At 72.2% G+C, this 19144-nt stretch carries 17 protein-coding genes and 2 tRNA genes; 2 read left to right on the top strand and 17 right to left on the bottom strand.

Annotation, left to right across the window (positions count from 1 at the left end):
* Positions 1-81: 81 nt before the first annotated feature.
* From AB0G79_RS07485 to AB0G79_RS07450, 8 genes are all read right to left on the bottom strand, one after another.
* Positions 82-1356, bottom strand: coding sequence for an MFS transporter (locus tag AB0G79_RS07485; protein ID WP_360801858.1), 1275 nt, complete (start codon positions 1354-1356; stop codon positions 82-84).
* Positions 1357-1361: 5 nt separating this feature from the next.
* A complete protein-coding gene (locus tag AB0G79_RS07480) occupies positions 1362-1988 on the bottom strand; it encodes a helix-turn-helix domain-containing protein (protein ID WP_360801589.1) in 627 nt (208 codons plus the stop codon).
* A gap of 29 nt (positions 1989-2017) precedes the next feature.
* Positions 2018-4465 carry a ComEC/Rec2 family competence protein gene (locus tag AB0G79_RS07475; protein ID WP_360801586.1) on the bottom strand — a complete coding sequence of 816 codons (2448 nt, stop codon included), beginning with the start codon at positions 4463-4465 and terminating at the stop codon, positions 2018-2020.
* Positions 4462-5406, bottom strand: coding sequence for a ComEA family DNA-binding protein (locus AB0G79_RS07470; RefSeq protein WP_360801583.1), 945 nt, complete (start codon positions 5404-5406; stop codon positions 4462-4464). Before AB0G79_RS07470 ends, AB0G79_RS07475 begins: the two co-directional genes overlap by 4 nt.
* A gap of 107 nt (positions 5407-5513) precedes the next feature.
* Positions 5514-6359 carry a DegV family protein gene (locus tag AB0G79_RS07465; RefSeq protein WP_360801580.1) on the bottom strand — a complete coding sequence of 282 codons (846 nt, stop codon included), beginning with the start codon at positions 6357-6359 and terminating at the stop codon, positions 5514-5516.
* A gap of 91 nt (positions 6360-6450) precedes the next feature.
* Positions 6451-7170: a hypothetical protein gene (locus AB0G79_RS07460; protein WP_360801577.1), complete on the bottom strand. Its 720-nt coding sequence runs from the start codon at positions 7168-7170 to the stop codon at positions 6451-6453.
* A gap of 125 nt (positions 7171-7295) precedes the next feature.
* Positions 7296-10169, bottom strand: coding sequence for a leucine--tRNA ligase (gene leuS, locus AB0G79_RS07455; RefSeq protein ID WP_360801574.1), 2874 nt, complete (start codon positions 10167-10169; stop codon positions 7296-7298).
* Positions 10170-10452: 283 nt separating this feature from the next.
* Positions 10453-10525, bottom strand: a tRNA-Ala gene (locus AB0G79_RS07450).
* 133 nt (positions 10526-10658) lie between these two features.
* Here AB0G79_RS07450 and AB0G79_RS07445 point away from each other — a divergent pair.
* A complete protein-coding gene (locus AB0G79_RS07445; protein WP_360801571.1) occupies positions 10659-11891 on the top strand; it encodes a glycosyltransferase 87 family protein in 1233 nt (410 codons plus the stop codon).
* On the opposite strand, the gene AB0G79_RS07440 is transcribed toward AB0G79_RS07445, so the two are convergent.
* Entirely contained in the window at positions 11870-12103 is a 234-nt protein-coding gene (locus tag AB0G79_RS07440) for a hypothetical protein (protein WP_024756723.1), read from the bottom strand. The genes AB0G79_RS07445 and AB0G79_RS07440 overlap by 22 nt on opposite strands.
* A 137-nt stretch (positions 12104-12240) precedes the next feature.
* Positions 12241-13674 (bottom strand): MFS transporter, encoded by a 1434-nt coding sequence (locus AB0G79_RS07435; RefSeq protein ID WP_360801567.1) that lies wholly within the window; start codon positions 13672-13674, stop codon positions 12241-12243.
* Positions 13675-13775: 101 nt separating this feature from the next.
* On the opposite strand from AB0G79_RS07435, the gene AB0G79_RS07430 reads away from it, so the two are divergent.
* Entirely contained in the window at positions 13776-14651 is an 876-nt protein-coding gene (locus AB0G79_RS07430) for a helix-turn-helix transcriptional regulator (protein ID WP_360801564.1), read from the top strand.
* An 83-nt stretch (positions 14652-14734) separates the two neighbouring features.
* Here the strand turns inward: AB0G79_RS07430 and AB0G79_RS07425 are convergent.
* The 7 genes from AB0G79_RS07425 to AB0G79_RS07395 all read right to left on the bottom strand — a co-directional run bounded on the left by AB0G79_RS07425 (position 14735) and on the right by AB0G79_RS07395 (position 19023).
* A tRNA-Ala gene (locus AB0G79_RS07425) sits at positions 14735-14807 on the bottom strand.
* Positions 14808-14919: 112 nt separating this feature from the next.
* Entirely contained in the window at positions 14920-15573 is a 654-nt protein-coding gene (locus AB0G79_RS07420; RefSeq protein WP_360801855.1) for a histidine phosphatase family protein, read from the bottom strand.
* Positions 15570-16034, bottom strand: a complete 465-nt coding sequence (gene rsfS / locus AB0G79_RS07415; protein ID WP_360801561.1) for a ribosome silencing factor — start codon at positions 16032-16034, stop codon at positions 15570-15572. The genes AB0G79_RS07420 and rsfS overlap by 4 nt, the downstream gene beginning before the upstream one ends.
* Positions 16035-16117: 83 nt before the next feature.
* Positions 16118-17893, bottom strand: a complete 1776-nt coding sequence (locus AB0G79_RS07410) for a LytR C-terminal domain-containing protein (protein WP_360801558.1) — start codon at positions 17891-17893, stop codon at positions 16118-16120.
* 19 nt (positions 17894-17912) lie between these two features.
* Positions 17913-18533, bottom strand: a complete 621-nt coding sequence (nadD, locus tag AB0G79_RS07405) for a nicotinate-nucleotide adenylyltransferase (RefSeq protein WP_360801555.1) — start codon at positions 18531-18533, stop codon at positions 17913-17915.
* Positions 18534-18585: 52 nt separating this feature from the next.
* Positions 18586-18747, bottom strand: a complete 162-nt coding sequence (locus AB0G79_RS07400) for a hypothetical protein (RefSeq protein ID WP_360801553.1) — start codon at positions 18745-18747, stop codon at positions 18586-18588.
* A gap of 84 nt (positions 18748-18831) precedes the next feature.
* Positions 18832-19023, bottom strand: coding sequence for a hypothetical protein (locus tag AB0G79_RS07395; protein ID WP_360801550.1), 192 nt, complete (start codon positions 19021-19023; stop codon positions 18832-18834).
* Positions 19024-19144: the final 121 nt, after the last annotated feature.

Below are 19144 nucleotides of genomic sequence, written 5' to 3'. Positions count from 1 at the left end.
TCATCGTTGGAGTGTTTGAGGCAAACGAGCAGAGTGTTACCGAGAGTCCGAATTGAGGATTCCGCTTATTCTCCGGTCCTGTCACGCGACCGGGACGGGCTCCGCCCCCTCTTCCGCGTCCCCCGTGGGGAGTTGACGCATGCGGGCCAGCGGCGAGGGCAGCAGCCACAGCACGGCGAGCACGGCACCACCGGTGGCGATCCACAGCGTCGGCCGCAGTCCGATCGAGGCGCCGAGCAGGCCGCCGACGAGCGCGCCGAGCGGCCGGAACCCGTGGTTGAGCGTGCGGAACGCGCCCATCACTCGTGCCCGTATCCCGTCCGGGATCGCGGCCATCTGGAACGACCCCGCGGCGATGTCCACGACCATCACGGCGGCACAGGAGAGGAACTCCGCGACGAAGAGCACGGCCACCAGCACCGGCAGCGGGCCACCGGCCAGCGGCACCAGGAGCAGCGGGAGCGTGAACCCGAGGAAGCCGACGACCATGGAGGGGCCGATGCCGATCCGCCCGACGACGGCCCCGCTGACCGCGGCGCCGATGAGCCCGCCGACGGCTCCGACCCCGAGGACGAGGCCGAGGAGGCCCGCGCTGAGCCCGAGGTCGCCGGTCGCGTAGAGCACGAAGAGGGTGTGGAACATGTAGTTGAAGAACTGGACCGTCCCGGAGGCGGCGAACAGGGCGCGCATCGAGGCGTGCCGGACGACCCAGCGCATGCCCTCGGTGAAGTGCCCCTTGGCGACGGGCTCCGGCGGCGGCTCGACGGCCTTGACCCGCGTCAGGTACCCGGCCGACACGACGTAGGTGAGGGCGTCGGCGACCAGCGCGAAGGGCGCGGTGAGGACCTGGACGAGCACACCGCCGATGCCGGGACCCGCGAGCCAGGCCATCGAGCGGCTTCCGTTGACCAGCGAGTTCGCCTGCACGTACCGGTCGGTGGGGACGAGCGCCACGACGAGGGTGGTGTTGCACACCTCGAAGAGGACGGTGAGCGCCCCGACCAGGAAGGCCACCGCGTACAGCTGGCCGAGCGTCAGCGCGTCGAGGGCGTAGGCGAGCGGGAGGGTCGCGATCAGGGCGGCCCGTCCGAGGTCGGCCGCGATCATGACGCGTCTGCGGTTGGCCTGCCGGTCGGACCAGGCGCCGAACGGCAGGTTGAGCAGGAGCGCCGGGAGCAGCTCGGCGGTCTTCAGCCAGCCCATCTCGGCGGGGCCCGCGCCGAGGACGATGACGGCGGCGAGCGGGATCGCGATGAGCGAGATCTGGTCGCCGACGAGCGAGACGGTCTGACCCGTCCAGTACCGGCGGAAGGTCCGCTCGTGCAGCAGAGCCGGTATGCGTTCCCTGAGAGCCATCTCGCTCACTTCCCTTCTTCGTCGTCGTGGGGGGTGCCCTGGTCCAGGTGGGCGATCCGCAGGATGCTGACGCCCCGGGCGCCCACCGGCCTGAGCGAGGGGTCGGCGGCCCGGTCCTCGTAGGGCCGGATCAGTTCGTCGATCCGTTCGTCCAGGGCGACCAGCTCCGCGGGGGTGAGGTAGAGCAGCGAGTCGCCGAACCGCTCCGCCTCCCGCCACTCCTTCGGCAGCGCATGCCGGTTCGCCATGGCCCGGGTGACGCGCGCGAAGTGCAGCTCCATGACGGCGGCGTTCAGCGCGTCGGCGGCCTGGGCGACCGCCGTGTCCTCGCTGTGGTCCGGCCACTCCGTGTACCGAGCCGTCGCGCGCCAGGGCTTCTCCCTCCCCCGTCCGCCCGGAGCTTCTTCCACGAGGCCGTACTTGGCGAGTATCCGCAGGTGGTAGGAGCAGCTGGCGACGGATTCGCCGGTCAGCTCGGCGGCCCGGGTGGCGGTGAAGGGCCCGCTGCTCCGCAGCAGCCCCACCAGGGTCATCCGCAGGGGATGGGCGTAGGCCCGCAGCGCCCGCGGGTCGGTGAGACGGATACTGCGGGGCTGCTCGCCCTCGGGGTGCGCTTCGCTGCTCTCCGGCATGATCTAAAGCTATCTTTAGAAAGATTTCTTTACAAGGCTTTCCGCACTGCTCCGAGCTCCCTCCCCGCCCCCACGACCGCGATCGCCCCGTCCCGGTCGGTCCGCAGCACCCTCGCCCCTCCGGCCCGCAGCAGCCCCACCGTCCGCGGCGACGGGTGCCCGTACGTGTTCTCGCCCACCGACACCAGCGCGAGCCTCGGCCGCACGGCCCGTATGAGCCCCGCGTCCTGATGCGCCGACCCGTGGTGGGCGACCTTGAGCACGTCCACCGACCCCACCACCGCCCCGGCACTCCTCAGCAGCGCGCGCTGGGCCGGCGGTTCGAGATCACCCAGGAGCAGCAGCCGCACGCCGCCGGCCGCACGGACCAGAAGCGTGACGCTGGCGTCGTTCGGGCCGCCTCCCGCTTCCCCGGAGCCCGCCTCGGGCCAGACCACCCACCACTCCAGGCCCCCGATCCGCCGATGCTCCCCCGCCCCCGCCCGTACCAACGGCACCCCGGCGGCGGCCGCCGTCCGCCGCACGAACGCGGCCTGGGCGGGCGGTTCTTCGAGCCCGGTCGTCTGGATCGCCCCCACCGACCTCCCGCGCAGCACCCCGGGCAGCCCGGCCACATGATCCGCGTGGAAATGCGTGAGCACCAGCAAGGGCACGCGCCGCACCCCGAGCTCCCGCAGACAGCGGTCCACCGGTACGGGATCGGGCCCGGCGTCCACCACGACGGCAGCGTCACCGCCCGCCGCGAGAACCGCCGCGTCCCCCTGGCCCACCTCGCACATCGCAAACACCCAGCCGGGCGGCGGCCACCCGGTGGCCCACCGCACGACCGGCACCGGCCGCACGACCACGAGGAAGAGCAGTCCCGCGGTGAGCACGGCGACCCACCCCCGGTACGGCAGTCTGCGCACCCCGACCAGGACGAGCCCCGTGAGCAGCGCGAGGAGCAGCCCGCCCCACCAGCCGCCCGGCCACCCCAACCGCGCCCCGGGCAGCTCCCCGCCCGCCCGGGCCACGCCCGCGATCCACCCGGCAGGCCACCCGGCGAGCCAGGCCGCGCCGACCCCGGCCGGCTCCCACAGCTGCGCCAGGGCGAGCGCGGCGAACCCGAGCACCGTCGCGGGGGCGACCGCGAGCTCCGCGAGCAGGTTCGCCGGAATCGCGACCAGACTCACCCGGGCGGCGAACACCACCACGACCGGCGCGCACACCGCCTGCGCCGCGAGCGACGCCCCCAGCGCCTCGGCGAGCCGCCCAGGCACTCCCCGCCGTCGAAGCCCGTCGCTCCAACGAGGGGCGACCGTCAGCAGGGCCCCGGTGGCGAGGACCGAGAGCATGAACCCGTAACTCCGCGCCAGCCAGGGGTCGTAGAGGACGAGCACCAGCACGGCCGCGGCCAGCGCCGGGAGCAGCGATCTCCGCCGGCCGGTACCGATCGCGAGGAGCACGACGAATCCGCAGGCCGCCGCGCGCAGCACGCTCGGATCGGGCCGGCACACCACGACGAAGCCCAGCGTCAGCACGCCTCCGGCGACGGCGGTCGCCCGCAGCGAGAGCCCGATCCGTGGCGCGAGCCCACCCCGCTCCACCTGCTGCGCCCGCCCGGGACGCCCGACGAGCAACAGCAGGACGATCGAGAGGTTGCTTCCCGAGACGGCGAGCAGGTGGGAGAGATCGGTGGCCTCGAAGGCGTCCCGCAGTTCGCTGTCGATCCGCGAGGTGTCCCCGACGACCAGTCCCGGCAGCAGGGCCCGCGCGTCGGGCGCGAGGCCGTCCGTCACCTTGCGCAGCCCCTCGCGCAACGCCCCTGCCGCGCGCTGCGGCGCACTCGGCGGAGCCACGGTCCTCGGCGGTCCCGACCCGTCGATCTTCAGGACCGCGGCGAACGGGTCGCCGGGGTCCATGGGCGGAGCGAACCGGGCCCCGGCCCGCACCCGGGTCGAGGGAAGCAGCCGCAGCCACTCCGCCCTCCCCTCCCCTGGCCCCACGATCACCAGGACCGGGGCCCGCGTCCGGTGCGCCGTTCCGTCCGACCGCTCCACCCGTGTCACCTCCCCGTCCAGGACGACCGAGACCGGCGCCATCGCGTTGCCCCGCACCCGGGGCCGGGTGAGCCGCGGGTCCGAGACGACGGAGAACTCCACCTGCGCCCGCACGTACTCCCCCGCCAGCTCCGGCACGGGACCGCGTCGCAGATCCGCCGCGTGGAACCCCGCCGCGGCTGCCCCGGCCGCGCCGCAGAGCAGGATCCCGGCGCAGGCGGTGGCCCGCAGGCGCCGCCCTGACGTCCCGCTCGCGCGGTCGAACCGCCGTGCGAGCGCGGGGACCAGCAGGACCGCCGCCCCTGCCAGAAGGACCGTGACAGCGGCCACCGTCGTCCACCCGGTGACGCCGACCGCCCACGCGGCGGCGGCCCACGCGGCCAGCGCCGGGGGAACGAGCCGGAGATCGGCCGGCCCCTCCTCCCCCGCCGGCCTCACGGCCGGACCAACGGTTCGAGGTCGGCGAACCGGCGCTCGCCGATCCCGTTCACGTCCCGGAGCTCGGCGACCGTCCGGAATCCTCCGTGCTCCGTGCGGTGGTCGACGATGTGCCGCGCGAGCACCGGCCCGACCCCGGGCAGGGCGTCCAGCTGCTCCACCGTGGCCACGCTGAGGCTCAGCGGCGCGCCGGGCCCGCCGCCCCCGGCACCCGCACCGGAGCCGCCGACCGGCACCCCCGAGGTCCCGGGCGCCCCCGGCACCCCGACCAGCACCTGTTCGCCGTCCATGAGGACGCGCGCCCGGTTGATCCCGGTCAGATCGGCCCCCGGTTTCACCCCGCCGGCCGCCTTCAGGGCGTCCGCCACCCGCGAGCCCGCCGGCAGCGTCAGCACCCCCGGCCTGCGGACCTTCCCTCCCACGTCGACGACGACCCGCGGTGCGGCGCTGCTCCTGGGTACCGGGAGGGAAGCGGCCGCCACCGGCGCCGCGCGGACGAGTTCAGGGGCGCGCACCGGCTCGGGCCGTCCGGTCACGAAGTACCCGCCCGCGAGTCCCGCGGCCACGAGCAGCACCACGGCCAGCGCCCCCAGCGCCCTCGGTTCGAGCCCGCAGCGCGTCTGCACCCACATCGGGGCCCGCTCCCGCAGTACCGCCGCCAGCCGCCCCCGCACCCCCAGCGGGGACCCGCGCTCCCGCGCCTCGTGATCATCGGGTCCCGCCCCGGGCATCTCACCGGAAACGACCCCGGGCACGACCTCGGCCACGCCCGCGGGCATCTCCGGGGACGGGAGAGCCCTGACCCGGCGCCTGGTCCGCCCCGTGGGCGCGCCGCGCCCGTCCGGCCGGCTACGCCCGTCCGATCCGGGCGCCCTGCCGGGTCCGCTCGTTCCCCTGCCCGTGTGCGTACGTGTCTGTCGTGTGCGTGTACGAAGGTCCATGCCCGTGACGGTAGAGACCACGGCGGCCTCGTGCCGGACTCGCCCAAGTCCCGTGGACAGACCGCCGATTGTGGATAACTCCGTCACCCTCCCGGGGGGGGCCGAGGTCAGCGGGGCGAGACGACCACCGCGAGGAGCCCCGGGCCCGTGTGGGCGCCGATGACCGCTCCGACCTCGCTGACCTGGAGTTCCTCGATGCCGGGGATCCGCTCCTTGAGCCGGTCCGCCAGGGCGTCCGCGCGTTCCGGCGCGGAGAGGTGGTGCACCGCGATGTCGACGGCGCCGGACCCGGCCCGCTCCACGGCGATCTCCTCCAGGCGTGCGATGGCCTTGGAGGCCGTCCGCACCTTCTCCCGGAGCTCGATCCGCCCGCCGTCGAGTTCGAGGAGCGGCTTCACCGCGAGCGCGGAGCCGAGCAGCGCCTGCGCGGTACCGATGCGCCCGCCCCTGCGCAGGTAGTCCAGGGTGTCGACGTAGAAGTAGGCGGAGGTGCCCGCGACACGCTTCTCGGCCGCCGCCACCGCCTCGTCGAGCGAGCCGCCGGCCTCCGCGACCTCCGCGGCGGCCACGGCGCAGAAGCCCAGCGCCATGCCCATCATCCGCGTGTCGACGACGCGCACCGGCACGGGGGCGTCCTTGGCGGCGAGCACGGCGGCGTCGTAGGTCCCGGAGACCTCGGCGGAGAGATGGAGGGAGACGATGCCCCGCGCTCCCGCCTCGGCGGCTTCGCGGTACGCCTCCGCGAAGATCTCGGGGCTCGGTCGCGAGGTGGTGACGGAACGCCGTTTCTGCAGGGCCTCGGCGAGGGACCGGGCCGAGATCTCGGTGCCCTCCTCCAGGGCGCGGTCGCCGATGACGACGGTCAGCGGGACCGTGGTGATCGCGTGCCGCTCCCTCGTCTGGCGTGGCAGGTAGGCCGTGGAATCGGTGACGATCGCGACATGCCGGGACATGAGCGGGAGGTTACCCGTCGAAGGCGGGGCACGGCAGCCCTGCCCCCGTCGGACGCCTCACAGCCCCCGGCCGCACCACGGAAACCACACGTCAGGCGCTGGTCTCCGGCCGGGCCGTCTTCTCCCACGGGTAGGCGGCGCGCCTCGGATCGGGCGCGGTGATCGCGGGCGGCTCCTCCGCGGTTCCCGTGTCGGCGGGACCCTCGGCAGCCGTCGCCGGGCCGTGCCCGGTGAACGTGCCCTGCGCGGCCGCAGGGCCCGCCGGTGTGTCCCAGTGCCGCAGGGCCCCCGCCTCCACGTCGATCTGGGCGCTCAGCGACGACAGGTCGTCCTGCGCGAACCTCAGGGCCCGGTCCCGCGCGGCCCGGCGCAGGGCGTCGGCCGATCCCGTGATCTGCTGCGTCCGCCGCGTGAGGTCGGGCAGCTGCCCCGACACCCACGCCCGGTCGGGCTCACGCTCCATGCGCTTGAGGTCCCCGTCCAGTTCGACCCCGTGCGCGCTGAGCCGGTGGAACAGGTCGAGCGACTCCCTCAGCGAGGCGTCCTCGGCGACGCCCGCCTGGAGCGCCTCCTGCGTGGCCCGCATGGAGGTGCGCAGCGAGAGCCGCAGCTTGGCCAGCTCGCCCGCGACCCCGGCCTGGCCGAAGCTCTTGGCCCGCAGCGTGGTGTCCTCGACCGTGCGTCGTGCCTGGTCCAGGGTGCGGTCCACGCCGCGCGCGGTCGCCTTGGCCACCTTCACGGTGGCGTAGACCCCGAGCGCCACGAAGGCGACGAAGAGCAGCGCCATGATCGTGATAATCGCGGCTTCCATGTCCGCCCCTCCGGCATCGGTCGAGTCCCCACGACTGTGGTTCTTCCACGGTAAACGGAACGGGCAGGCCAGGGGTTCCAAGAAAACCCCCAACCTGCCCGTAGGGGAAACCCCCGAGACCGGCGTCAGGCGACGATGTTGACCAGCTTCGGCGCGCGCACGATCACCTTGCGGATCTCGGCACCGCCCAGCGCGCCCACCACGTGCGGGTCGGCGAGCGCCAGCGCCTCGAGCTCCGCGTCCGTGATCGACGGGGAGACCTCCAGGCGGGCCTTGACCTTGCCCTTGATCTGCACGACGCAGGTCACGGTCTCGTCGACGACGTACGCCGGGTCGGCGACCGGGAAGTCCTGGTGGACGACCGACTCGGTGTGGCCCAGACGGCGCCACAGCTCCTCGGCGATGTGCGGGGCCAGCGGGGCGACCAGCAGCACCAGCTGCTCGGCGACCTGCCGGGACACGGAGCCGCCGGTCTTCGTCAGGTGGTTGTTGAGCTCGGTGATCTTGGCGATGGCGGTGTTGAAGCGCATCGCGGCCATGTCCTGGGCGACGCCGTCGATCGCCTTGTGCAGGGCGCGCAGCGTGTCCTCGCCGGCGGGGGCGTCGACGACGGTGACCTCGCCGGTCGCCTCGTCGACGATGTTGCGCCACAGGCGCTGGAGCAGCCGGTACTGGCCGACGACGGCGCGCGTGTCCCAGGGGCGGGAGACGTCCAGGGGGCCCATCGCCATCTCGTACAGGCGCAGGGTGTCGGCACCGTACTCGGTGCAGATCTCGTCCGGCGTCACCGCGTTCTTGAGGGACTTGCCCATCTTGCCGAGGACGCGGCTGACCTTCTCGCCCTCGTACCAGAAGGCGCCGTCCCGCTCCTCGACCTCGGCGGCGGGCACGGCGATGCCGCGCGCGTCGCGGTAGACGAAGGCCTGGATCATGCCCTGGTTGTAGAGCTTGTGGAACGGCTCGGCCGAGGAGATGTGGCCCAGGTCGAACAGCATCTTGGACCAGAAGCGCGCGTACAGCAGGTGCAGCACGGCGTGCTCGGCGCCGCCGACGTACAGGTCGACGCCGCCGGTCGGCATGCCCTCGCGCGGGCCCATCCAGTACTGCTCGACGGCGGGGTCGACCAGCTTCTCGGAGTTGTGCGGGTCCAGGTAGCGCAGCTCGTACCAGCAGGAGCCGGCCCAGTTCGGCATGGTGTTGGTCTCGCGGCGGTACTTCCGCGGACCGGCGCCGTCGCCGAGGTCCAGGGTGACGTTGACCCAGTCCTCGTTGCGGGACAGCGGGGTCTCCGGCTGGGTGTCCGCGTCCTCCGGGTCGAAGGTGCGCGGCGAGTAGTCCTCGACCTCCGGCAGCTCCAGGGGCAGCATCGAGTCGGGCAGCGAGTGCGCGACGCCGTCCTCGTCGTAGACGATCGGGAAGGGCTCGCCCCAGTACCGCTGGCGGCTGAACAGCCAGTCGCGCAGGCGGAAGTTGACGGTGCCCTCGCCGATGCCGCGGTCGGTCAGCCAGGAGGTGATCTTCTCCTTGGCCTCGACGACGCCCAGGCCGTCCAGGGAGATCTGGTCGTTGGCGGAGTTGACCAGCTTGGCCTCGTACGAGCCGAAGGCGTCGTCCCAGGTGGACGGGTCCGTGCCGCGGTCGTCGCTCGGCTCGACGACACAGCGCATCGGCAGCTCGAAGGCGCGGGCGAAGGCGAAGTCGCGGCTGTCGTGCGCCGGGACGGCCATGATGGCGCCGGTGCCGTAGCCCATGAGGACGTAGTCGGCGATGAAGACCGGGACGGGGTCGCCGCTGACCGGGTTGGTCGCGTACGCACCGGTGAAGACGCCGGTCTTGTCCTTGGCCTCGGCCTGGCGCTCGACGTCGGACTTGGAGGCGGCCTGCTTGCGGTAGGCGTCGACGGCCTCGGACGGAGTGGCGTGACCGCCGGTCCACACGTCGTGGGTGCCCTCGGGCCAGGCGGCGGGGACGATCGAGTCCACCAGGTCGTGCTCGGGCGCCAGGACCATGTAGGTGGCGCCGAACAGGGTGTCCTGGCGGGTGGTGAAGACGGTGATCGCGCCGGCGTCGCCGACCTGGAAGTCGACGCGGGCGCCCTCGGAGCGGCCGATCCAGTTGCGCTGCTGGAGCTTGATCGCCTCGGGCCAGTCCAGCCCGTCCAGGTCGTCGAGCAGGCGGTCCGCGTAGGCGGTGATCCGCATGTTCCACTGGCGCAGCTTGGACTTGAAGACGGGGAAGTTGCCGCGCTCGGAGCGACCGTCGGCGGTTACCTCCTCGTTGGCCAGGACCGTGCCCAGGCCGGGGCACCAGTTGACGGGCGACTCGGAGGCGTACGCCAGGCGGTACTCGCTCAGGACGTCGGAGCGCTCGGCGGCGCTCAGCTCGCTCCACGCGCGCGTGGAGCCGGGAACCTCACGCGCGCCGCTCTCGAACTGCTCGATCAGCTCGGCGATGGGACGGGCCTTCTTGGCCTCGTCGTCGTACCAGGCGTTGTAGATCTGCAGGAAGATCCACTGGGTCCACTTGTAGTACTCGGGGTCGATCGTGGCGAACGACCGGCGCTTGTCGTGGCCCAGGCCCAGCCGGCGCAGCTGGACCTTCATGTTCTCCATGTTGGCCTCGGTGGACACGCGCGGGTGCGTGCCCGTCTGCACGGCGTACTGCTCGGCCGGCAGGCCGAAGGCGTCGAAGCCCAGGGTGTGCAGCACGTTGTGACCGGTCATGCGCGCGTGGCGGGCGTAGACGTCCGTGGCGATGTAGCCCAGGGGGTGGCCGACGTGGAGGCCCGCACCCGAGGGGTACGGGAACATGTCCATGATGAACTTCTTGGGCAGGGCGGCGACCGCGGGGTCGCCGGCCAGGTCGCCGGAGGGGTTCGGAGCCTCGTACGTGCCCTCGGCGTCCCACACGTCCTGCCAGCGTGCCTCGATGTCGGCGGCCATGGCAGCCGTGTAGCGATGCGGGGCCGCCGTCTCGGCGGCCGTATTGATCTCGGTCATGGTCCTTGAAGCTCCATCGATCGTCTCTGCCCACTGCCACGAACTGCCGCGAAATGAAAAATCCCCTCGCACAGGAGGGGACCGCCGCGCCGACTCCGACACGACTACGGCCATCGGTACGACCGTCATGCGTCGGGACTGATCAGCGCGGCTCGGTAAGCAGGAGGCGTACGGCACGCATGGCGCCAGGGTACCGCAGCCCTTGTACGGGCCGCACCGGCGTTCCAGGCGTGGACACACGAAGAAGCGGGCCATCCGATCCGGATGACCCGCTTCTCTTCTGTGGAGCTAAGGAGAATTGAACTCCTGACCTCCTGCATGCCATGCAGGCGCTCTACCAACTGAGCTATAGCCCCTTGTTTACTTCTTTACTCTCCGTCTCCGTTTTGGTTTCCCTCGCGGCGACAGACAGAACATTAACCGGCTCCCGCCCAGATCTCCAAATCGGTTCTCCGACCCCCTCCGACCTGCCGGGTAGGGTCGCCGACTGTGTCCGTCTCCGTGCTCTCTCGAACCCGCGCCCGGCCGTGGCCCCTGGTCACCGCCGCGGCGGTCTGCCTGCTCTCGTTCACGGCCTTCTGGGTGGCCCAGCGCCTCGCCCACGTGAACATGCTCGACGTGATGGTCTACCGCGCCGAGGGCGAGACCGTACGGGCCGGCGGGGATCTCTACGCGATGCGCGCCACGTCGGCGAACCTCGCCATGACCTACCCGCCCTTCGCCGCGCTGCTGTTCGTCCCGCTGACCCTGGTGAGCGTCCCCCTGATGCGGACGCTCACCACCGCCGGGAACCTGCTCCTGGTGGTCGCCCTGGTGCAGCTGTCGCTCCAGCTGGTCCGCCCGGTGCTGTCCCTGCCGGAGCGCAGGGTCGACCTGTGGCGTACGACACTGCTGGTCGCGGCGGCCGTGGTCTGGTGCGAGCCGGTGTGGACGACGCTGCGGTACGGCCAGATCAACCTGCTCATAGCCGTGGCGGTGCTCTGGGACGTCACCCGCCGCGAGGGGAACCGCTGGGCGGGCCTGGGCATCGGCCTGGCGACCGCGGTGAAGCTCACACCGGGACTCTTCGTGGTCCTGCTGCTCGCCGTCGGACTGCTGCTGTGGCGCCGGGACCGGGCCTGGAACCAGTGGCTGCGGACCGGCGTGACGGCGACGGGCGTGTTCCTGGCGACGACGCTGAGCGTGGCGGTGCTGCTGCCGGCGGACTCGAAGAAGTTCTGGACGGAGACCCTCTTCGCGACGGGCCGGGTCGGCTTCGCCGAGGAGACCGCCAACCAGTCCATCAGCGGCGTCCTGGCCCGCCTGATGCACACGGACTCCCCGGGCGTCTGGTGGCTCCTGGCCGCCGCCGCCGTCGGCGGTGCGGCGATGGTCCTCGCGGTACGCGCGGGGGTGCGCGGCGACAAGGCGGTGGCCGTGGTCGTCTGCGCGTTCACGGCGCTGATGATCAGTCCGATCTCCTGGTCCCACCACTGGGTCTGGTGCGTGCCGCTCCTGATCCTGCTCGCGGACCGCGCCACGCGCGCGTGGCTCGTGACCGGCGCCGTTGCGCTGGCCTTCTGCTCGTTCGCGCTGTGGTGGGTGCCGCACGACCCGGGCCGTCCCGAACTGGACCAGAACGCGGGCCAGATGCTGCTGTCCGCGGTCTACCCCCTGACGGCGACGGCGCTGTTGGCGGGATACGCCCTGGCCCTGAGGCGTCAGGCTCTGGCGAAGGAGTAGAACCGCTTGAGGGTGCAGTGCTCGTCGAGGAGCCGGCCGTAGATCGGCTCCCCCTCCAGCTCGCGGTACGTCTCGATGGGGTCGCCTTTTATGATCAGCGCCCGCGCGCACTCCTCGCACCAGTACTGGAACTCGGGGTTGACGGGGTCCATGTCGCGCACGATGGGCGTACCGCTGCCGCACCAGTCGCACTTCCGCCTGTGTGCACCCATCAGTCAGCTCCAGCTGTGGCCGCAGGCCGTGCACCCATGGGACACCCTGCTGTGGTCGCCGAGCACGTGGGTCACCCTCCCGTCCGGACTCTCGTCCCCCTCCGGCCGTCCGATTCTGCCATGGCCCCGCAAGGGGGTCAGCGCCCTCGGCGCGCCAGTCCGGCGACGGTGCCCAGGACCGCCGCGGCGGCCAGGGCGATCATGGTCGTCCCCAGCGCGTCGGCGGAGGCCCGCGCCCCCGGCCCCGTCAGCCCGCCGAGGAAGAGCGCGCCGAAGGCGGCGACGCCGATGAGCTGACCGAGCTGGGTGACGGTGGCGAGCAGCCCGCTGGCGTCGGCGGCGTCCTCGGGCCGTACGGTCGCGAGGGCGCCGGTCAGCGTGGGGCTGAAGGCCAGCGCGATCCCGACGCCCATGCCGGCCAGGGCCGGGTGGAGCGCGGCACCGCCGTCCCCGCCGTCCCCGAGGGCGAGGCCCAGGGCGAGCGCTGAGGCGGCGGTGAGCAGGAAACCGCCTGGTACGAGCGCGCGTTGCAGCCGGGCGGGCCAGCGCCGCCAGGTCAGCCCGACGGCACCGAAGGCGACCGCGGCGGGTCCGAACGTGAGCCCGGTGCGCAGCGCGCTGTGCCCGAGCCCGCCCTGGAAGTGCAGGGTGAGGGTGAACAGGAACCCGGCGTTGACGCCCATGGCCGTCGCGATCCGGAGAACGGCCCGCCCCATGCCGGGAGTCCGCAGGACGCGCGGGGCGATCAGCGGCGCGCCGCCCCGGCGGGCCAGCCCCGTCTCGTACGCGCCGAACACGGCGAACAGCAGCACCGAGCCGGCGAGCGAGAGCCAGGTCCACAGCGGCCAGCCCTGCTCCTCGCCGAGGACCAGGGGGACGGTCAGGAGGGACACGGCGGCCGCGAGGAGCAGCAGGCCGGGCACGTCGAGGGCGCGGCCCCGCTCGACCCCGGCGGGGGCGTCGTGCGGCAGGATGCGGGCGCCGAGGACGAGCAGGACGATTCCGATCGGCACGTTGACGAGGAAGACCGGCCGCCAGCCCGTGCCGAACAGGTCGGCGCTGACGAGGATTCCGCCGACGACCTGCCCCGCGGCGGCGCCGGTGGCGAGGACCGCGGAGTACGCGCCGAGCGCCCTGATCCGGCCCTCGCCGGTGAAGGTCCGCTGGATGAGGCTGAGGACCTGCGGGATCATCAGGGCGGAGCCCGCTCCCTGGACCAGCCGGAAGGCGATCAACTGCCCGGTTCCCGCGGCCAGTCCGCAGGCGAGGGAGGCGGCGGTGAACAGGGCGAGGCCGAGGAGGTACGTCCTGCGGTGGCCCAGCAGGCCGCCGAGGCGGGCGCCGGTGATCAGCAGCACGGCGTACGTGACGGTGTACCCGGCGACGACGAGCTGAAGTCCCGCTCCGGAGGCGGCGAGTTCGGTACGGATCGTGGGGGCGGCGACGTTGACGATGAAGACGTCGAGGAGCGCCATGAACTGGGCGGCGAGCACCACGCCGAGCAGCGGCCCGGGACGGTTGTCGGTGCCACGGTCTTTACTGGGTACGGGACGTGTTCCGGTCGAGGTCATGCGAGAAGCGTGATCCCGGTCGGATACGGGTAACGAGAGCCCGCTGATGCTGGTACTGACACCACCTGGCAGCGGCGGCACGGGGACTCGACCATGGGGGTGTGACGACTTTGGCAGCTGTACCGACCCAGGCGCGCCGACGGCCGGAGCTGGCCGCTTTCCTGCGCGGCCGCAGGGCGCGGGTGACCCCGGAGGACGTGGGCATGCCCCCGGGGTTCCGCCGCAGGACGCCGGGGCTTCGCCGCGAGGAGGTCGCCCAGCTCTCGGGCGTCGGTGTGACCTGGTACACGTGGCTCGAGCAGGGCCGTCCGATCAACGCCTCGGCGCAGGTGCTCGACGCCGTCGCCCGCACGCTCCGCCTGGACCGGCCGGAGCGCGAGCACCTCTACCACCTGGCAGGGGTGCCGTACGCCCCCGAGCGGGCGGCCGACGACGACCAGGTCGTCAGTCCGGAGATCCAGGGCATCCTCGACGCGCTCGACCCGCACCCGGCGGTGCTCTACAACGCGCGGTACGACGTGCTGGCGACCAACGGCGGCTACGAGCGGCTCTTCCTGTGGGACGGAAACGGCCTGGACACCGGCCCGTTCGACCTGCGGAACGTCCTGTGGGCGCTCTTCACGGCCCCGTCGCCGACGTGCCCCCTGGTCAACCGCGAGGACGAGCTGCCGCTGATGGTGGCCCAGCTGCGGGGCTCGTACGGCCGGCATGTGGGCGAGCCCGCCTGGGAGGCGTTCGTCCGGCGCCTGGCGGAGGCCAGTCCGGAGTTCGCCCGGCTCTGGAGGAGCGGTGACGTCGTCCCTCCCGGGACCCGGGTGAAGACCTTCCGTCACCAGGCGGTCGGCGAGCTGCGGATGACCTCGGTCTCCCTCTCGGTCAACGGGATGCCGGAGTGCCGGATCGTCACGTACACGCCGAACGACGAGGAGAGCCGCCAAGCGATCCGAAGACTCGCCGGAGACGGCGGGCGGGCCTGAAGCGGCGGACGGACCTGACTCGGCGAACGGGGGGGCGGAAACGCCGAATCCCGCCCCCTGTTGGGGACGGGATTCGGTGACTGTGGAGCTAAGGAGAATTGAACTCCTGACCTCCTGCATGCCATGCAGGCGCTCTACCAACTGAGCTATAGCCCCTTGTGTTCTTCCGTTCTTCGCGCTGTGCGCTCCGAACAAGAAGAACTCTAGCCTGTGACCTGCCAGAAAGTGAAATCCGGGTCCGGCAGGCCCCTCACGCGCCCGGTCGGGCTCAGTCGTCGTCGCCGAGGACCGGCTCGGGCAGCGTGCCGGCGTTGTGCTCCATGAGCCGCCAGCCGCGGGCACCCTCGCCCAGGATCGACCAGCAGCAGTTGGAGAGCCCGCCCAGGCCTTCCCAGTGGTGGGCCTCGAGACCCAGGAGGCGACCGATGGTGGTGCGGATGGTGCCGCCGTGGCTGACGACGACGAGCGTGCCGTTCTCCGGCAGCTTGTCGGCGTGCTCCAGCACCACCGGGGCGGCCCGGTCGGCCACCTCGGTCTCCAGCTCGCCGCCACCCCGGCGCACGGGCTCGCCGCGCTTCCAGGCCGCGTACTCATCGCCGTACCGCGCCACGATCTCGTCGTGGGTCAGCCCCTGCCACTCCCCCGCGTACGTCTCGCGCAGGGCGGAGTCGTGGGCGACGACGTGGCCGGTGAGCGCGGAGAGCTCGGCGGCGGTGGCAGCGGCGCGCTTCAGGTCGGAGGCCACGATGGCGTCCGGCCGCAGCGCGGCGAGCAGCCGGGCGGCACGGCGCGCCTGGGCGACACCGGCCTCCGTCAGCTCGATGTCGGTCGACCCCTGGAACCGGCGCTCCAGGTTCCAGGAGGTCTGGCCGTGGCGCCAGAGGACGATCCGGCGGCCGCTGCCGCTCTTGGTGGTGCTCAGCTCAGCTCACCGTCCACTTCCTCGGGAAGACCGGAGCCGGCCTCGATGTCGGTGCCGGTCAGGGCGGCGTGCTCGGCCGCCTTGCCCCGGGTCTTCAGGGCCTCCTCGGGAAGCGGCAGCTCGGGGCAGTCCTTCCACAGCCGCTCCAGGGCGTAGAAGACCCGCTCCTCGCTGTGCTGGACGTGGACGACGATGTCGACGTAGTCCAGGAGGATCCAGCGGGCGTCGCGGTCGCCCTCACGGCGGACCGGCTTGGCGCCGAGGTCCTTGTTCAGCCGCTCCTCGATCTCGTCGACGATCGACTTGACCTGGCGGTCGTTGGGCGCGGAGGCGAGCAGGAAGGCGTCGGTGATCGACAGCACGTCGCTGACGTCGTACGCGATGATGTCGTGCGCGAGTCGGTCGGCGGCCGCGAGGGCGGCGGCGTTGACGAGCTCGATGGAACGGTCCGTGGCGGTCACAAGCAGGCTTTCGTCGGCGGTCCAGTACCCCTCCAGGGTCTCACGGACCGCCGACGCACTCGCAAACGTTTACCGGGGCCGTGCTAGCGCGCCCCCGGGACCTTGTAGTCCTGGCCGAGGATCACGGTGACCGCGGCCGCTCCGGAGGGCTTGCCCTTCTGGACCGCGTCGGTCGGGAGACCCAGGGTCTTGGCGACCTCGGTCGCCGTCCCCTTCTGGGCGTCGTCACCGTAGACGACCTGCGACTTCTCCTGCGTCTTGACCGCGGAGCCGCCGACGAAGGCGTAGCCGCCGTTGATCAGGACGACCCGGGCAGCCTCCGTGGCGTTCTTGCCGGATCCGTCCCGCACGGAGACGCGGGGCACCTCGCCGGCGTCCGGGGCGGTGACCTTGCCGCCGAGGATGTCCTTCACCACACTGTCGCTCGCGCCCTCGGTCAGCGTCCCGTCCTGCCCGACGGGGAGCAGGGCCGTCTTGTAGGCGCCGGTCTTGGCGTGCTCGGCGAGCTTGGCGAGGGAGGCGCCGAGGTCCTTCTCGGGGAGCGAGGGGTCGAGGATCTGCGCCAGGTACTCGATGGTGACCGTGGCGGTCTCGGGGTCGCTGGAGAACTTCCTGAGCACGCCGTACATGACCTGGCCGAAGCGCTGGAGCTGCTTGGCCTCGGCCTCGCCGGGCGCGCGGTAGGTCGCGTAGGCGACGGCCGCGCGGCCGTTCAGGTCCTGCTTCTCACCCTTGCGGACGAGGGGTTCGGAGGCGCCCTTCTTCTTGTCGGGCACGTCCGTGTCGGTGTCGACCTCGATGCCGCTGACGCGTTCGACGAGGTTCTCCAGGTACGGGGTGTCCAGGCGCCAGGTGCCGGTGATCCTCGCGCCGAGGAGGTTGCCGATCGCCTCGCGCGTGCCGCTCGAACCGTCGTCCTCGACGGACTTGCCGAGGGTGGTCGTGGTGCCCTCGGAGTCGGCGACGGCGACCGAGTTGGGGAGCAGGACGGTGCTGCCCTGCTGGGTGGTGGTGTTGTCGACGAGGAGGGCCGTGGAGGTTCCGCCGCCCAGGGTGTCGTGGAGGTGGACGACGATCGTGTCGCGCTTCTGCGGGCCCGTCGCGGTGCTCTGCTTCCGCTCCGGGTCCGAGGTGCCGGGGAGCATGCCGGCGGACCAGAGGTAGCCGACGCCGCCCGCGACGGCGAGGACGAGGACGACCACGAGCGCGACGACGCGGTTGCGGCCGCGCCGCCTGGCCTCCTCGCGCCGCTCCGAGCGGCTCTCGGTGAACTTGAGCCAGTCGATGACGTCCTCGGAGTCCTCGTCGGGCTCCTCGATGAACGAGAACTGCTCGGTGCGGTAGGCGCGGTCCTCTGAGTCCTGCCGGGGCGGCACGGGGCGCTCGGAAGCGGGGCGCTCGGGCACGGGACGCTCGGCGGCGGGACGCTCGGCGGCGGGGGGCTCGGCGGCGGGGCGCTGGACGGGTACGCCAACGGGGGCCGCGACGGGGGCCTCGGGGACGGCCTGCGCCGTCTGCGCGGCCCACTGCTGGCCGGTGTCCGTGTCGTACGAGGGGTAGGTGTAGCCCTGCTGCCCGTACGGGTCGTACTGCGGCTGCGGCTGCGGGGCGGGGGGCTGCTGCTGGGCGGCGTAGGGGTCGTAGCCGTACGCGTGCTGCTGAGGCGGCTGCGCCTGCGGGCGGCCGGCGTAGGGGTCGTACTGCTGCGGGTCGTACTGCTGGTCGTACTGCTGGACGGGCTGCTGCTGGACGGGCTGCTGCGACGGCGGCTGCTGGTACACCGGCTGCCCGTACTCGTCGTAGCCGATGATCTGCGGCTGCGAGTAGTACGGGTCGTACGGGTTGTGTCGATCGTTCACCGGTGGCCCTCCCCGAAGCTCACTCGCCGCGGTACAGCTGGCGCTTGTCGATGTAGCGCACCACGCCGTCCGGGACGAGGTACCAGACGGGGTCGCCCTGCGCGACCCGTGCCCGGCAGTCCGTGGACGAGATCGCGAGCGCGGGGACCTCGACGAGCGAGACGCCGCCCTTGGGCAGCCCGTCGTCGGTGAGGTCGTGGCCGGGCCGGGTGACGCCGATGAAGTGCGCGAGCGAGAAGAGCTCCTCGGCGTCGCGCCAGGTGAGGATCTGCGACAGCGCGTCGGCGCCGGTGATGAAGAAGAGGTCCGAGTCGCTGTTGAGCGAGCGGAGGTCCCTCAGCGTGTCGATGGTGTACGTCGCGCCGCCCCGGTCGATGTCGATGCGACTGACCGAGAACTGCGGGTTGGACGCGGTGGCGATGACCGTCATCAGATAACGGTCCTCCGCCGCGGACACGGTCTTGTGACCCTTCTGCCACGGCTGCCCGGTCGGCACGAACACCACCTCGTCGAGGTGGAACAGAGCGGCCACCTCGCTGGCGGCCACCAGGTGACCGTGGTGGATCGGGTCGAACGTTCCGCCCATGACGCCGAGTCGGCGCTTGCCGCGGCCACCGGTAGACACTTCCTGCTCTCCCATGCGTGCAGAGCCTACTGGCACCGCGGCGGACGCCCGATCGGCGGTCGGCGGATCAGCGGTCGCGGTTGAAACGCGTGGTGATCCACAGCAGGAGCAGCAGCGCGCCGAAGGCGCCGAAGCCCGTGAGGTAGGGGTTGAGGCTGTCGTGGTTGCCGCCGTGTTCGGCGCCCTCGGCGAGAGAGACCAGGTGGGCGGCGGTGCTGTGGAGACTCATCGTCAGCAGGACCTATCGATCGGAGAGGGGAGCGGAGACTTCGGACACATCGTATGCGGGCGGTCCGGGCAGTCTCACGCCGACTCAGGCGTTGGCGTTCTTGTCGGTGTTGTCGCCCTCGTCGCCCGCGTCGTGGCGGTAGCCGCGCAGCAGGAACCAGGCGAGCAGGGCGCCGCCGACGATCGAGACGAGGAGCACGATCCGGAGCGTGTTGCCCGGGCCCTGATCCGCGGCGGCGGCGAGCAGGGTCGTGGTGACGGCGGCGGTGTCCGGCATGTCGGTGGTGCTCCTCGCTTGTCCACAGGGTCCGAGTTATCCACAGGACCCCCGGCACACGGTAGCGCCACCGCCTAGGGTGGTGGGCGTCAGGGGGGACGAGCACCGTCTCGTACGAAAA

Source organism: Streptomyces sp. NPDC020807 (assembly GCF_040641575.1).
GTDB lineage: Bacteria > Actinomycetota > Actinomycetes > Streptomycetales > Streptomycetaceae > Streptomyces.
The sequence above is the reverse complement of the archived record's forward strand: the minus strand, read 5'-3'. Positions and strand labels throughout refer to the sequence as shown.